The organism is Microcystis sp. M20BS1 (assembly GCF_020245305.1).
Lineage (GTDB): Bacteria > Cyanobacteriota > Cyanobacteriia > Cyanobacteriales > Microcystaceae > Microcystis > Microcystis ichthyoblabe_A.
In genome coordinates this window covers 16,349-30,516 of the sequence record NZ_JADBUZ010000017.1, presented here as the reverse complement: position 1 = coordinate 30,516, position 14,168 = coordinate 16,349, and the positions used below count along the sequence as shown (strand labels likewise).

At 43.1% G+C, this 14,168-nt stretch carries 14 protein-coding genes; 9 read left to right on the top strand and 5 right to left on the bottom strand.

The window, feature by feature from the left end:
- Nucleotides 1-147: 147 nt before the first annotated feature.
- From IM507_RS01940 to IM507_RS01930, 3 genes are all read left to right on the top strand, one after another.
- Nucleotides 148-1,356, top strand: a complete 1,209-nt coding sequence (locus IM507_RS01940; protein ID WP_287636455.1) for an RNA-guided endonuclease InsQ/TnpB family protein — start codon at nt 148-150, stop codon at nt 1,354-1,356.
- 24 nt (nt 1,357-1,380) lie between these two features.
- Entirely contained in the window at nt 1,381-2,073 is a 693-nt protein-coding gene (locus IM507_RS01935) for a response regulator transcription factor (protein ID WP_016517306.1), read from the top strand.
- 170 nt (nt 2,074-2,243) lie between these two features.
- Entirely contained in the window at nt 2,244-2,546 is a 303-nt protein-coding gene (locus tag IM507_RS01930) for a hypothetical protein (protein ID WP_104396653.1), read from the top strand.
- Between the two features lie 59 nt (nt 2,547-2,605).
- On the opposite strand, the gene IM507_RS01925 is transcribed toward IM507_RS01930, so the two are convergent.
- On the bottom strand, nt 2,606-2,692 hold the full coding sequence (locus tag IM507_RS01925; RefSeq protein ID WP_238560410.1) for a hypothetical protein: 87 nt from the start codon (nt 2,690-2,692) through the stop codon (nt 2,606-2,608).
- A 134-nt stretch (nt 2,693-2,826) separates the two neighbouring features.
- Between IM507_RS01925 and IM507_RS01920 the strand changes: the two genes are divergently transcribed.
- On the top strand, nt 2,827-3,390 hold the full coding sequence (locus tag IM507_RS01920) for a Uma2 family endonuclease (protein WP_123231198.1): 564 nt from the start codon (nt 2,827-2,829) through the stop codon (nt 3,388-3,390).
- Between the two features lie 138 nt (nt 3,391-3,528).
- Here the strand turns inward: IM507_RS01920 and IM507_RS01915 are convergent, their stop codons facing one another.
- Nucleotides 3,529-4,188 (bottom strand): SDR family oxidoreductase, encoded by a 660-nt coding sequence (locus tag IM507_RS01915; protein WP_002734230.1) that lies wholly within the window; start codon nt 4,186-4,188, stop codon nt 3,529-3,531.
- Between the two features lie 124 nt (nt 4,189-4,312).
- Between IM507_RS01915 and IM507_RS01910 the strand changes: the two genes are divergently transcribed.
- From IM507_RS01910 to IM507_RS01900, 3 genes are all read left to right on the top strand, one after another.
- Nucleotides 4,313-5,017, top strand: a complete 705-nt coding sequence (locus IM507_RS01910; protein WP_287636454.1) for a DUF1997 domain-containing protein — start codon at nt 4,313-4,315, stop codon at nt 5,015-5,017.
- Between the two features lie 151 nt (nt 5,018-5,168).
- Nucleotides 5,169-6,962, top strand: coding sequence for a translational GTPase TypA (typA, locus tag IM507_RS01905; RefSeq protein WP_287636452.1), 1,794 nt, complete (start codon nt 5,169-5,171; stop codon nt 6,960-6,962).
- A gap of 216 nt (nt 6,963-7,178) precedes the next feature.
- Complete coding sequence (locus IM507_RS01900) at nt 7,179-8,138, top strand: ribose-phosphate pyrophosphokinase (protein ID WP_002733299.1); 960 nt, start codon at nt 7,179-7,181, stop codon at nt 8,136-8,138.
- Between the two features lie 271 nt (nt 8,139-8,409).
- Here the strand turns inward: IM507_RS01900 and lepB are convergent, their stop codons facing one another.
- Nucleotides 8,410-9,012 carry a signal peptidase I gene (gene lepB, locus IM507_RS01895; protein WP_016517311.1) on the bottom strand — a complete coding sequence of 201 codons (603 nt, stop codon included), beginning with the start codon at nt 9,010-9,012 and terminating at the stop codon, nt 8,410-8,412.
- Nucleotides 9,013-9,338: 326 nt separating this feature from the next.
- Between lepB and IM507_RS01890 the strand changes: the two genes are divergently transcribed.
- Nucleotides 9,339-9,509 carry a hypothetical protein gene (locus IM507_RS01890; RefSeq protein ID WP_223211047.1) on the top strand — a complete coding sequence of 57 codons (171 nt, stop codon included), beginning with the start codon at nt 9,339-9,341 and terminating at the stop codon, nt 9,507-9,509.
- A 5-nt stretch (nt 9,510-9,514) separates the two neighbouring features.
- Here IM507_RS01890 and IM507_RS01885 read toward each other — a convergent pair whose 3' ends face one another.
- Both IM507_RS01885 and IM507_RS01880 read right to left on the bottom strand, forming a co-directional pair.
- Nucleotides 9,515-9,730, bottom strand: coding sequence for a hypothetical protein (locus IM507_RS01885; protein WP_002733358.1), 216 nt, complete (start codon nt 9,728-9,730; stop codon nt 9,515-9,517).
- Between the two features lie 384 nt (nt 9,731-10,114).
- Nucleotides 10,115-12,442 carry a tetratricopeptide repeat protein gene (locus IM507_RS01880; protein ID WP_287636450.1) on the bottom strand — a complete coding sequence of 776 codons (2,328 nt, stop codon included), beginning with the start codon at nt 12,440-12,442 and terminating at the stop codon, nt 10,115-10,117.
- A gap of 605 nt (nt 12,443-13,047) precedes the next feature.
- Here IM507_RS01880 and IM507_RS01875 point away from each other — a divergent pair.
- Nucleotides 13,048-14,109, top strand: a complete 1,062-nt coding sequence (locus tag IM507_RS01875) for a CIA30 family protein (protein ID WP_002775482.1) — start codon at nt 13,048-13,050, stop codon at nt 14,107-14,109.
- Nucleotides 14,110-14,168: the final 59 nt, after the last annotated feature.

The following is a 14,168-nucleotide window of genomic DNA, read 5'->3' as shown; positions in this document are numbered from 1 at the left end:
AACGGGAGATGAATTGCCCCCAGAATCTAAACTAACGCGACAGCGTTTCCTAATAAGGAAAGGCTTGATTCTCAAGGTATGTATGAGCTTGACATATTTAAGCGGTAAGTGTTATACTGAAAAGATAGCACAGATGGGGTCAGGCTGATGTTAAATGTTTTAAAAGTGAGAATATACCCAAACAAAAAACAGGAACTAGCCTTAGCTAAAAACTTTGGTTGCGTCCGTTTTGTTTGGAATTACTACTTAAATAAAACTAACAATCAGTACCTAGAGACTGGTAAAGGAATGACCTACTGTGACATGGCAAAAGACCTTACCCAACTCAAGAAACAACTGGATTTTGAATGGTTAGCTGAGGCTACTGCCGCTACCTTGCAGCAATCATTGAAAAACTTAGAATCTGCTTTTAGGAACTTCTTCTCAAAAAGAACAAAATTCCCTAAATTTAAAAGTAAGCACAAAAAACAATCAATCCGTTATCCTGAAAGTTGTTCAATTAGAAATAAGGGAATTAAGCTACCTAAATTAGGGGGTGTAGAAGCTAAGATTTCTCAAGTAATAAATGGTAAGATTAAATCCGTAACTGTTTCTAAAACCAGTACAGATAAATATTTTGCTGCCATCTTGTTTGAGATGGATGACTCAACAACCATTGAAAAACTAAAAATATCAGGGATAGACCTAGGTTTATCTTCTTTAGTTACGGTTTTTGATGGTGAAACAACCTACAAGATTGACCCAATCAAACCTACCGGAAAATATGCTAAACGTTTAAAGCGGAGACAACAAGCATTGTCTCGTAAAGCCAAGGGGTCTAATAATCGCCAAAAAGCCATTAAGGAGGTAGCCAAGGTTCACGAAAAGATAGCAAATACTAGACAGGATTTTCTTCATAAACTCTCCAGAAAGTTATGCGATGAAAACCAAATCGTTGTAGCCGAGAATCTGAATATTAAAGGGTTAGCAAGGACTAAATTAGCTAAATCAATACATGACGCTGGTTTTGGTATGTTGCTTAATTTCTTGGACTACAAGCTAAAAAGAGAGGGAGGAAAACTTGTAGAAGTTGACAGGTTTTATCCGAGTACAAAACTCTGTTCTTGCTGTGGATTTAAAAATGATTTATTGACTCTCAGTATTCGTGAATGGATTTGTCCAGAATGTAAGACGCAGCACGATAGAGATGAAAACGCCGCCAAGAATGTAAGGGAAGAAGGTATGAGAATACTGTCAACAAATACCGATGGACAGTCGGAATTTCAAGCTTGGGGAGAAACTGTAAGACTCGTTGGTACTTGTACCGAAAAGCGGGTTTCTGTGAATCAAGAATCCCCCGTCACAGCGTCAGCTTGACGGCGGGAGTGTCAAGTCTAGACCATGCGAATTTTAGTAGTAGAAGATGATATGCAACTAGCCGAGATTTTGCGAGAGGCATTGAGCGAGCGACAATACGTTGTCGATGTGGCTAGAGACGGAGAAGAAGGCTGGAATTGGCTAGAATTAGGCAAATATGACCTTTTAGTTCTTGATGTCACCCTGCCCAAATTAAGCGGAACTTTACTCTGTCAACGTCTGCGACGAGCGGAATCCCATCATCCCGTCTTTGCTAATGCCACCGTTCCCGTCCTATTATTAACCGCAAGGGATACGGTAATCGATAAAATCGACGGATTAGACGCAGGGGCCGATGATTATGTCACTAAACCCTTCGATTTGGGCGAATTAATGGCGCGGATTCGGGCCTTGATCCGACGCGGCAGCAGCACCAGCAGTGTTTTATTATCTTGGGGGGGTTTGCAGTTAAATCCCAGTACCCACGAGGCCAGTTATAACGGTCAATTTCTTTCCCTCACCCCCAAGGAATTCGCTCTCTTAGAATTACTTGTTACCCATGGGCGCCGGGTCTTAAGTCGATCGGGTATTATTGAGCGAGTTTGGTCTTTGGACGATTCTCCAGCCGAGGAAACCGTTACTTCCCATATTCGCGGTCTTCGTCACAAGCTAAAATCCCTCGGTGCGCCGGAAGACTTTATTGAAACCGTTCACGGTCTCGGTTATCGCTTAAAGTAATATCTGCCTTTAGACAGTGGACAAAATCATTTCTGCACGAAATCTGCACCAAGTTTGCAGAGGGTTTCCATAATCACCCGTTAAATTAGAAAGTTAGACAGGTGCAGGGCTTCTAAACAATCAGAGCGGTCAAACCTGTGACTCTCCTCTCCTAAACGGGGCTGCTTGACATGATTTACACGCGATTTGACTATCACGGTTGGCAGATTGAATTGATCCTAGAAATGCAGGGTTATTCTTTTCAATGTTGGCGAGTGGATGGCAGGGAAGGAATTAGCGATTGCCTAGTTTATGCCACCTCTGAACAAGCTTTAGCGGCTGCCCGACACCGGGCGGATCTAGAGTCCGCTTGTCTTGCCCTACTGCGGTTTCTTAATGATATCGGCGGCCAGAATTATTATCTCACCCGCGATGATCGCGATGCTCTTAGCCGGTCAATTTTAGAATATGCCCGTCTGGGTGGTGTTTCCTAATTTCTTCCCCGGAAGTTTTCCCCTGATTGAGAATGATTCTCGCTCCGATTTATTGATTTTCAGGCCAGTTTCGGTAATAGAATCGTGACAGTGGTTCCATTACTGGGGATAATAGTAATTTCGAGCGAGCCTCCGTGTAGTTCCACGCATTTCTGCGCTACCACCAACCCCAACCCTGTCCAGGCGATGTGACGGACATTTTTATATAACTGTTTTGATCTTCTCTGCTTGGAGAAATTGCGATAAAATTAACGATCATAGCGATCAATAAAAAAATTTTATGGTTGTAACTGTTAATAATTCCCTGACAATAAGGGAATTTCTGCAATTACCAGAAACTAAACCCGCCAAGGAATTTATTGACGGTCAAATTATTCCTAAACCGATGCCCCAGGGTAAACATAGCACTATTCAAGGTGATTTAGTTCCAGCTATTAACGCTAGTCTAAAACCCCAACGAATTGCCCGTGCTTATCCTCAATTGCGTTGTACTTTTGGCAGTCGTTCTCTAGTTCCTGATGTTTCAGTTTTTCTCTGGGAAAATATTCCTCGCGATAGCGAGGGAAAAGTATTAAATACTTTTGCGATCGCTCCTGACTGGCTAATTGAAATTCTCTCTCCAGATCAAAATCAGACTAAAGTTGTTAAAAATATTCTTTATTGTCTAGATCACGGCACTCAAATGGGTTGGTTAATCGACCCTGAAGAAGAAATTATCTTTGTTTATTTTAGTGATCGAACTATCGCTATTTTTGAATCAGAAAATGCTCTTTTACCCGTCCCCGCTTTTGCGACGAATTTTCAAATCACCCTCGGTCAATTATTTGACTGGTTAAGAGGTTAACGGATTATCAGTTACCAGTTATCAGTTACCAGTTATCAGATATGAGTTTTTAGTTTCCACATTTGGGTTATCATTTCACTGATTACTGTTTGCTGATTACTGATTACTGATTACTGATAACTGATTACTGATTACTGTTTAGCCGACACTTTGAAACAATTGAGTCCAATCGAGATTGGGAGCATCTGAGGGAGCAACAATTTCGATAATTTTATTGTTAGCGGCGGGATAAAATAGGGATTCTACGCAAACCGAGGCCACTTTCGTGCGGGGAATACTGCCCTCAGAAAGGGTATCGGCGGATGACATTTTAATGGCATTAAGATTATCATCGTTTTTAAGGCCTCCGGGGCGCACAATCGTGTAGGTTAGTCCACTATTGATTAAATAGTCTTCCGCTTGTTTTTTCCAGAATAAAATTAACCAAAAGAGATTGAGGGGGTGGAAAAAGTTCGATACACAGAGGGAAGTAACGAGAACAAAATGTTCGATTCCTTTCTTTTTGGCGGCATCGATGAGATTTTTAGTTCCCAAGTAGTCCACTAACAAAGGTTCCGTGGGATTAAAACTCGGTCTGGCTCCCGTGGCGCATAGCAAAACGCTACAATCAGCGATGAGTGCCTCTAACTTATCGGCCTGTTGCACATCTCCGACGACGATTTCCACCCCTGCTGGCAAAATTTCCGCCGCTTTCTCTGGGTTTCTCACCAAAGCACGCACGGGAATCTGACGTTCGACTAATTGGGCAACGATTCGCCGTCCCGTTTCCCCTGTGGCTCCTGCTACAAATGCTTTCATCGCTTCTTGACCTAATAGTTTTTAACAATACGTTACACTAATCTCGATTCTACAAATTTCCCTGATCCTTTGGCGGTTAATCCCCAAATTTTTCTAACACTATCATTTGCCAGGTTTATAAGTCATGCAGTGTCCCCCCATTAACTCCCTAGCTCGCGAATCTGTAGAAGTCAAAGAAGACAATCAATTTCTCGGTTTTCAAACCCGTTTTGCCGGCTCTATGGATATGTATAGCAATCAGGACACGGTTGCCGATTATCTGGGCGCTCACGAAGGTTGGTTTTGTCGTTGTGCCGAACCGATGAAAACTCTGCCCTTCGGTGACAATGGTTATATCATCACCATCGGTAAATATGGTGCTTTTGGCTATGAACTGGAGCCGAAAATCGCTGTGGTTCTAGAGCTGCCCGTCAATGGAGTCTATCATACTCGTAGTGTTCCCATTCCCGATCAACCGTTTTTGGGCTATCTAGTGGATTATCAGGCAATTATGAAACTAGAGGAAATGCCCCTATCTTCTCCTAGTCAGGAAATTGAGGCAATTTTTCGGCAACAGGGACGGGATATTCCGGCGGTTATCACCCAAGTCACCTGGGAACTGCGTATGGATGTTATGGTTAAGTTTCCCAAGTTTATTTATAAGATTCCCCGTCCCATTCTCCAAAAAACTGGTGATAAACTGTTGACGCAAATTGTTCGCCAAGTTTCCCCCCGGTTAACCTATAAAGTTCAAGAGGATTTTCACTCTAGCTTCAATTTACCCCTACCCCCTGCCTCCAGTCGTCTTTTCTATCGTCTCGACTCATCCGAGGGTGGGTTGCTTGCCTAGGGTTTGGGGAGTCTGTCAACAGTAATCAGTAGAGCTTGCTGATGGGAAACCAAGGAAAAATAAAGATTTGCTAACGGTGCTGGTCAGTCTAAGCTAGAATTTTAAGAAATGTTTACTCGTAAAAATAAACCTAAGACTACTTCAATATTTTATGTCTCTGCCTATCCGTAACGTTGCTATCATTGCTCACGTTGACCACGGGAAAACCACCCTCGTCGATGCACTCCTCAAACAGTCGGGAATCTTTCGAGAAGGGGAAGATGTACCCACCTGCGTCATGGATTCCAATGACCTGGAAAGAGAGCGCGGTATCACCATTCTGGCCAAAAACACCGCCGTTCGTTACCAAGACACCCTGATTAACATCGTCGATACTCCCGGTCACGCCGACTTTGGTGGCGAAGTGGAACGGGTTTTAGGTATGGTGGACGGTTGTATCCTGATTGTCGATGCTAACGAGGGGCCGATGCCCCAAACCCGTTTTGTGCTGAAAAAAGCCCTAGAAAAGGGATTAAGACCAATTGTCGTGGTTAATAAAATCGATCGCCCTAACGTGGATCCTAACCTAGCCGTGGACAAAGTTTTCGATCTGTTTGTGGAACTGGGTGCTGATGACGACCAATGTGATTTTACTACTCTGTTCGCTTCCGGGATGCAAGGATTCGCCAAAGAAAGCCTCGAAGATGAAGACAAAGATATGCAGCCCCTGTTTGAGGCGATTTTACACCACGTTCCACCGCCGGCCGGGGACGTTAACAAACCCCTACAGCTGCAAGTAACCACCCTCGATTATTCGGAATACTTAGGACGCATCGTTATCGGCCGCATCCATAACGGCGTAATTAAAGCTGGTCAACAGGCTGCTTTAGTAAAGGATACGGGCGCAATTGTCAAGGGTAAAATAACAAAACTTCTTGGTTTTGAAGGCCTCAAACGGGTGGAATTAAACGAGTCCAGCGCCGGTAATATCGTCGCTGTGGCTGGTTTTGCCGACGCTAACATCGGGGAAACCGTAACTTTAGCCGATGACCCGCAAGCTTTACCCCTAATTAAAGTCGATGAACCGACCCTACAAATGACCTTCTCGGTGAACGATTCTCCCTTTGCCGGTCAGGAAGGCACTTTTGTCACCTCGCGGCAAATTCGCGATCGTCTCATGCGAGAATTAGAAACTAACGTCGCCCTACGGGTGGAAGAAAGTGATTCTGCCGAGAAATTCCTGGTTTCGGGCCGGGGAGAACTACATTTAGGCATTCTCATCGAAACCATGCGTCGGGAAGGCTACGAATTCCAAGTATCGCAGCCGCAGGTTATCTATCGCGAAATTAACGGTCAACCCTGCGAACCCTACGAATACCTCGTTTTAGATGTACCCGAAGAAGCGGTGGGTTCCAGTATCGAACGTCTCGGCCAACGGAAAGGGGAAATGCAGGATATGCAGACGGGCAGCAATGGCCGTACTCAATTGGAATTCGTGATTCCGTCCCGAGGTTTAATCGGTTTCCGGGGCGAATTTATCCGTCTGAGTCGCGGTGAGGGGATTATGAACCATAGTTTTCTCGAATATCGTCCTTTCTCCGGGGAATTAGCCACCCGTTACAATGGTGTGATTACTGCCTTTGAGGAAGGAGTGGCCACTTTCTACTCCCTCAAAAACGCCGAAGACCGGGGGGTATTCTTTATTACTCCGGGGACAAAAGTGTATAAAAACATGATTATCGGCGAAAGTAACCGGCCTCAAGACGTGGAGATCAATATCTGTAAAACTAAACAGTTAACTAACCATCGTTCCGCCACCGGGGATGAATTGGTTCAGTTACAATCCCCCGTGGATATGAGTCTCGAACGCGCCCTCGAATACATTGGACCAGATGAGTTGGTGGAAATTACCCCGAAATCGATCCGTCTGCGTAAATTACCGGTGAAAAAGTTAGCCAAACGTTAATCGGTTTTGACAAAATCCGGCGGCAATTTTGCCATGGCCGTTGCTGCTAAAAGGGGCTGCAACGGCTCGAAAATGATCGGTAATTGGTTATGATTGAGATCTAACAAAGAAATCCACTCAGATTTTCAACAAAACTGAGATGATAGAAAAAAGTGCCTTGAGTTTGAGGGTAAAGAATCTGCTGTGAGCTATTCTGCTACTTTGATGCGACATCCGATGTTTCCCGCCGCGTCGGACAGCAATCGTCTGCGTCTCTTTTCGGGATCCGCTAATGTATCTCTCGCCCAAGAGGTGGCCCGTTATCTGGGTATGGATGTGGGTCCGATGATTCGTAAACGTTTCGCCGATGGTGAATTGTACATCCAGATTCAGGAATCGATCCGGGGCTGTGATGTCTATTTAATTCAACCCTGTTGCAATCCCGTCAACGATCACTTGATGGAATTGTTAATCATGATTGATGCCTGTCGTCGTGCTTCTGCCCGACAAATTACCGCCGTAATTCCCTATTATGGTTATGCTCGCGCCGATCGCAAAACCGCCGGCCGGGAATCGATCGCCGCTAAACTGGTGGCTAATCTGATCACGGAAGCGGGGGCAAGTCGCGTGTTGGCCATGGATTTGCATTCGTCCCAAATTCAAGGTTATTTCGATATTCCCTTCGATCACGTTTACGGTTCCCCAGTGGTGGTGGACTATCTTCTCAGTAAAAAATTACCCGATATCGTGGTGGTTTCTCCCGATGTGGGTGGGGTGGCCAGGGCGCGGGCTTTTGCCAAAAAACTCAGTGATGCGCCCCTAGCAATTATTGATAAACGCCGGCAAACCCATAATGTGGCGGAAGTGATGAACTTGATCGGCGATGTTAAGGATAAAACGGCGGTTTTAGTCGATGATATGATCGATACGGCCGGTACGATCGCTCAAGGGGCGCAGTTACTGAAAGCCAAAGGGGCGCGGCAGGTTTATGCTTGTGCCACCCATCCGGTTTTTTCCGGTCCTGCGATCGAGCGTTTATCCAGTGGCATAGTCGAGGAAGTGATCGTTACTAACACGATTCCCGTCCCACAAGACCATTTTTTCCCGCAACTGAAAGTCTTGCCGGTTGCCCCGATTCTGGGTGAGGCCATATGGCGCATCCATGAGGACAATTCCGTAAGTAATATGTTTAAATAGGGTCTGCTGAATAAATCTAAAAACCTTGCTGGATAAGACTTTTAGCCTTTTTTGAAATCCAAAAGTACCAGATATGGGAGTGATCAGGGGGAAATTCAGCTACTTTTTCCCTGAAAATTAGGTAATTGACCCCCTCAAAATCGGTAAAACCCCACACCCCACACCCTACACCCTACACCCTGCCCCTAGGAAAAACTTTTTCAGCAGACCCTAAATAGATGGCCGAATCCCCCTAGTTTTAGGGGGAATTTTTATATTTATTTTGTTGACATTAATTCTGATTTGTGGCAGCGTCGGGGTTATCAAATCCTCCCAGACGATTGAAGGGCCAAAAACGCACCACGGCGCGACCGATTAAGTTTTCCCGGGGAACGAAGCCCCAAGCGTGGGAATCATAACTATTATTGCGATTATCGCCCAAAACCAGATATTGATCGGGGGGAACTGTCACCGGTCCGTAAGTATAATTAGGTTCTTCGGCGATATACTTTTCCGCTAAAACTTTACCGTTGACGTAAACTAAACCGTTTTTGACTTGCACCTTATCCCCCGGCAGTCCAATCACCCGTTTAATAAAAGCATCCTGAAAATTTTGAGCTTTTAGAGCGGCTGTCGGACTAAAAACCACTATATCACCCCGTTCTGGCTTCTGAAAATGATAGCTAACTTTCTCGATAATTAGGCGATCATTAATCTGGAGAGTGGGTTCCATGGAAGAAGAGGGAATATAACGGGCCTCAGCCACAAAAGTGCGGATGCCAAAGGCCAAAATTCCAGCCGTGACAATGGTTTTAACTGCTTCTAGCCAAGGATTTTCTTGGGGTACGGGAGGGGGAGAAGGTTTTTCGGATTTATGGTTCAAGCTTTCAGCCATAGAATTTTAACTTTTGAGAAGGATTAAGCTAATGCGCTCTTTAATTTTTTAGTTTAGTGATAGTAGCAGCGTAGATAATATTTTAAGACAATTTTCCCACACATACCGGATCACGGTTAATTTGTCAAGGCCGCATTCTGCTGCCGGAAGGGGAATTTCCTCGGGGGTAGAAAACGGTAAGATTATACCAAATTTCTAAATCCATGACAGACATCCACGCTCGAATGCTTGCCAAGCCTGCATTCGTTGTGACGCGAATAAAGAAAAATGGTATAACTCCTCTAGATAAGTATTTTGGCTCACGCCCCTTCCTCTTTTAAGACGTTGTGACACTTAGGGTGCGGAATGTGGGTCACTACGATCCGTCCTTTGAAAAACCCAATGGCGAAGACGGAACCTCATGGTGTATCGCCCTGACCAACCGAGCGGATCTCGACCAGGTGTTGAATTACGTTCGTACTTATCGACCTCAATATCTCGAAGTTAATATTCAGTAATTCACTCACTTACATTCTATGTAATCGTAAATTTTCGGGTCTTCCACTGGTTTTAACTCTCGACGAGGACACCACTGATTAATATTGACTGCCTTAGCTTTATTCTTCATCTCTTGCGGTACTTGCGGTATTTGCTGATTAGCCTCTTGCGTATTCTTGTAATTAATCACGGCTGGATAGAAAGGTTCTTCGTTACTTGGTATGGTTCGATAGGGGGACATAAATCGACTAAATCCTTATCTGGCAAGAGACTTAATTGATTAGTTCGCTCTAGATCAAAAACAATTGACAAAAATTGCCAAATGTCTTTCTATATAAGGGTTACATCTATTATAACCCCCGTCCATTGCATAACACAAACCGAAGAACCGTTTTTATTTTACCATAGCAAGCTCTATTTACGTATCAAATGGAATTGCTATAAAACCTAATTTGTTCAGCTAAAAGCTTTCATGTACTTAGTTTATAGCCTTCTTTTTCGGGGGGAGAATTGCCAGATTTTTTCTGGGAGCCTTTTGACCCCCCAAAAATTAATTATGCAAGAAAGCTAATCAATGATAAAATCTTGAAGCCTTTGTCAAAAATGAGCTTATTTTTTAGACAAATTACTGCATTTTTAACATCCATTCTACCGCGCGTTCATACAGTTCTAAATTACCAGTTTTTATCAAAGCATTAGCGGCTTTTTGCAAATAGTTAAGACTCCCTACTCGACTACTAGGATTTTTATCATCGTAGGTGGCAAGAGCCAAGTTATAATAAGCTTCGCCATAATTGGGACGATAAGTAATTGCTAATTGATAATCCGCAATCGCTCCCTTCTTATCGCCCATTTTTTCCTTAACTAAACCTCGATTATAGTAAGCTTCAGCATAGTTAGACTGGAGAGCAATAGCCATATTTAAATCCTCCAAAGCACCGGCATTATCTCCCAAATCAAAGCGAATAACTCCCCGGTTATTATAGGCGATTGGGTTATTGGAATTCAAGCTGATTGCCCTATCTAAATCCTCTAAAGCACCCTCTTTATCACCAGTTTGTCGTCGAATAATACCACGATTATTATAGGCGATCGGATTCTCCGATATTCTCGGTGTTACTTGTACATTATCGGGAATAGTAGCGGTATCCGTGCGTGCATTTCCCCGATTACTATACACTGTCACATCGATAGGACTAATGCTCAAAGATTGCAGATAATCTGTAATCGCTCCTTGATCATCTCCCACGTCAGCGCTACTATTACCACGACTATAGAAAATTCTCGCATCGCGGACTTTTTGTAGAAATACATTATAATCCTCGATCGCTCCCTGTTTATCCCCTTTTTCAAAACGCGCATTGGCCCGTTTATGATACCCTTCTGGATCGTTAGGATGGGCAACTATATAAGTAGTATAATCTCTTTCGGCCGCGGCAAAATTTTTCAGAGCAAAATAAGCATCTCCCCGGGCTTGAGCATGACAAGAGATGTTATAATTAGGACGAAAATCGGTTTCTCTGGAGTTATAAAAATAATTTTTGTCGGCAGATTCTTGGATATTTTCGCTACAGACAGAGCGAGAAGTAAAACTAGGTGTATTAATCCGATCATCTTGGGCTAAGGCAATATTATAATTATCTACAGCCTCCTGATAACGCCCCAATTTATACAGCACTAACCCCCGATGATAGTGAGCGGCTGCATCATGACGATTTCGTGCCACTGCCGCAGTAAAATCCTCTAAAGCTCCTGCGTATTCTTGATATTTATTGGCTCGCATTAACCCACGATATACATAGGCTTTTGCGTCTTGGGGTTGCAGATAAATTGCTTGGTTATAATCTTGAATTGCCCCTTGATTATTGTTGAGTCTTAGGTGAGCATAACCCCGTTTAAGAAATGCTCTAGCATGGGGAATTTTATCGTAGTTGGGATTAATACGGATGACAAGTGCTAAGTCTTTGATGGCTCCATTATAATACTCGATCGCTGTTTGATATCCTTCGGGGGAATTATTCGATAAATTGGCTAATTCGACTTCCTCGTCAGCCATTTCAATTTGTACTCTGGCGCGGTTTTGATAACTGCGAGGAGCATTCTTGGCTAAAAATAAGTTAGGTGAGCATTTTAAAACGATTTTATAATCCTTAAAAGCCTCTCTTTTGCCGCCTATTTTTTCTAAAGCTATGGCCCGATTATAATAGCCTTCAATTAGATCGGGTTGGTATGAAATGGCCAGATTATAATCTTTGATAGCCGCCGCATAATTGCCTAAGTGAGAGTAAAGGTTTCCTCGATGATAATAGCCGCGATAATTCTCAGTTTCATAACCGATGAAACGCTGGTAATAATCTAAAGCTAAGGATTGATGATTGAGCAAAGAGGCAATAATTGCTAGGTTAAAGTAAACTTCACTTTTATTGGGATTATATTTAAAGGCTTGCTGAAAATCTGAGCGAGCAGCTTCTAATAATTTTAGCTGACGCTGATCCTTGGCCATGGCTAACTTTAACACACCTCTTTGGTAATAGGCTTGGGCTAGTAACTGTCTATCTTTGAAGGCGGGAGCATGATAATTACTATACCAAATGTATTGACTAAAATCATCGATCGCACCGTTTTGATCATTGATTTTTTCTCGCGCTATTCCCCGTTGAAGATAAAGTTTAATCGTACCCAGATCGCTAGGATAGACTCGCAGAGTGGCCGAATAATTAGCAATTTCTCTTTGGAGAGCATTAGTATCAACCTCTTCCCTAGAAATGACAGGACATTGTAGGTTTTCTACTGCTTTAACCGAGCTAATTTCTAAACCAAATAATTCCCACAACAACAGGGGAGACAATAAACATATTTTTCTAAAAAGCTTGACATTTAAACTATTTTGTGCCGCAGGAGTGGGGATGGCTTGCTCTGTCGGGGTTTTAGGGATTAAGGATTGTTGTGGCATGATGATTAAAAAAATTTGTAGTAAACTCAAATCTGAATTGCATCACTATTCGATCATATTTGATAAAATACCTCAAAGGGGGTTCGATAGTCAAGACATTTTCGGGGATGATTGTTAATTAACTCCACAACTTTTGCAGCATCCTTCCGTTGGCTATCCTAGACTGGTTATGGCAAATTAGTAGTTTGAATCAGCTTAGAAACTTAGATAGTATGGAATCGAACAAAGCAAAAATAGGCCCTCTTGGGTTTGCTGGGTACGAGCGAATAGAACGAACCACAAAGACACAAAGGACACAAAGATCGATCGCTCCTATATTAAGTTAAACTGATCAGACGAAGAATAAGAGAGTCAAAATTAATAGACCTCCCGCAAAAGTAAGTTCTCGAGCCGCTATCGGGTCAAAATATCTAAAAGCACAGATAAATTTGACATCATCTTCGGTTTTATGGGTAGGATAGTTGTCTCTTGTCTTTTTTCTCCTCCTGTCTCGGAGTTTCCTCACCTAACGGAAGATTTTTGATTTTTACAGGAGAGCTTTTGATCTCAAACAGCCAAATTAACTCGATAAAATAAAAATTAATGGCAGTAAGGAGATAAAATTTATGGCTGAGTCAAAAACCTGGGATTTTCAGAGATTTTGGCAAACTCTGGACTATTTTGATAGTATTCCCCTCTGGAGTTGTCTGCAAAAACTGCTCGGTTTCGGGGAAGATAAAAAAATTCAGCTAACAAATGAGCAAGGCATGAAGACTATTTTAGTCATTGGTGGTGAAAACGCGATCGGTAGAAAGGTAATCGCTCAACTACAGCAGCAAAACTATCAAATTCGCGCTTTAGTCGATAATATCGAGTCTGCACGTCAATTATTTGCTGAAAATGTCGATTTATTCACTCTGGAAACCCCGCAATTGTTCATGGGGATTGATGAGATTATCTACTGTCAAGGGGAGAATAACCGCCATAGTTTAGCTAATTTACTTGATTTACTGAAAAATGCCGGTATAACCGCCGAAAAAACCCTCTTTGACTTTAGCAATCCCAGCAGTGATATAAAAGAAATCTGGGGTGCGGTGGATGATGTGGTAATGGGAGGAGTGAGCGAGAGTCAGATAACCCTAACCGGAGGACGCGCTCTCTTTTCTGGTATCGTTAGAACTGAAAATAACGGCGGTTTTGCCTCAGTTCGTACCAGAAACCTGAATCCTCCCCTAAATTTATCTAACTACGAGGGAATAGAATTACAGGTACAAGGGGACGGAAAACGCTATAAATTAATTCTGCGTTGTGAAGGACGTTGGGACGGCATCGGTTACTGTTATTCTTTTGATACACTTGATCGCACTTGGCAAACGATTTCTATTCCTTTTGGCGATTTAATCCCAGTGCTGCGGGCCAAAACCCTGCGGGAGGCAGCACCCTTTGATAGCAGTAGCGTCTATGCTTTGCAGTTAATGCAGAGTAAATTCGAGTACGATGGGGCCTTAAATCCCCGTTTCTCCCCAGGATTATTTGCTTTAGAAATTGTCACAATTAAGGCCTACGGGGGTAAAAACCGCTTAATTATCGTTAAGGAAGGAGAAATCGCCGAAAAAAGCCTTTTAGATGCCAGTGGTTATCCCTACGAAGCGATCGATTCTAGCCAGATTTTCGCTAAACTTAATTAATTTAAATAAGCTTGCATCTCAAGTTAAACTACAGAACATCGGGTTAAGATCATGACTAT

Bases quoted from the DNA above. Each gene is read 5' to 3' on its own strand.
- IM507_RS01940 (WP_287636455.1), top strand. From the start codon at position 148: ATGTTAAATGTTTTAAAAGTGAGAATATACCCAAACAAAAAACAGGAA.
- IM507_RS01935 (WP_016517306.1), top strand. From the start codon at position 1,381: ATGCGAATTTTAGTAGTAGAAGATGATATGCAACTAGCCGAGATTTTG.
- IM507_RS01930 (WP_104396653.1), top strand. From the start codon at position 2,244: ATGATTTACACGCGATTTGACTATCACGGTTGGCAGATTGAATTGATC.
- IM507_RS01920 (WP_123231198.1), top strand. From the start codon at position 2,827: ATGGTTGTAACTGTTAATAATTCCCTGACAATAAGGGAATTTCTGCAA.
- IM507_RS01915 (WP_002734230.1), bottom strand. From the start codon at position 4,188: ATGAAAGCATTTGTAGCAGGAGCCACAGGGGAAACGGGACGGCGAATC.
- IM507_RS01910 (WP_287636454.1), top strand. From the start codon at position 4,313: ATGCAGTGTCCCCCCATTAACTCCCTAGCTCGCGAATCTGTAGAAGTC.
- typA (WP_287636452.1), top strand. From the start codon at position 5,169: ATGTCTCTGCCTATCCGTAACGTTGCTATCATTGCTCACGTTGACCAC.
- IM507_RS01900 (WP_002733299.1), top strand. From the start codon at position 7,179: ATGTTTCCCGCCGCGTCGGACAGCAATCGTCTGCGTCTCTTTTCGGGA.
- lepB (WP_016517311.1), bottom strand. From the start codon at position 9,012: ATGGCTGAAAGCTTGAACCATAAATCCGAAAAACCTTCTCCCCCTCCC.
- IM507_RS01885 (WP_002733358.1), bottom strand. From the start codon at position 9,730: ATGTCCCCCTATCGAACCATACCAAGTAACGAAGAACCTTTCTATCCA.
- IM507_RS01880 (WP_287636450.1), bottom strand. From the start codon at position 12,442: ATGCCACAACAATCCTTAATCCCTAAAACCCCGACAGAGCAAGCCATC.
- IM507_RS01875 (WP_002775482.1), top strand. From the start codon at position 13,048: ATGGCTGAGTCAAAAACCTGGGATTTTCAGAGATTTTGGCAAACTCTG.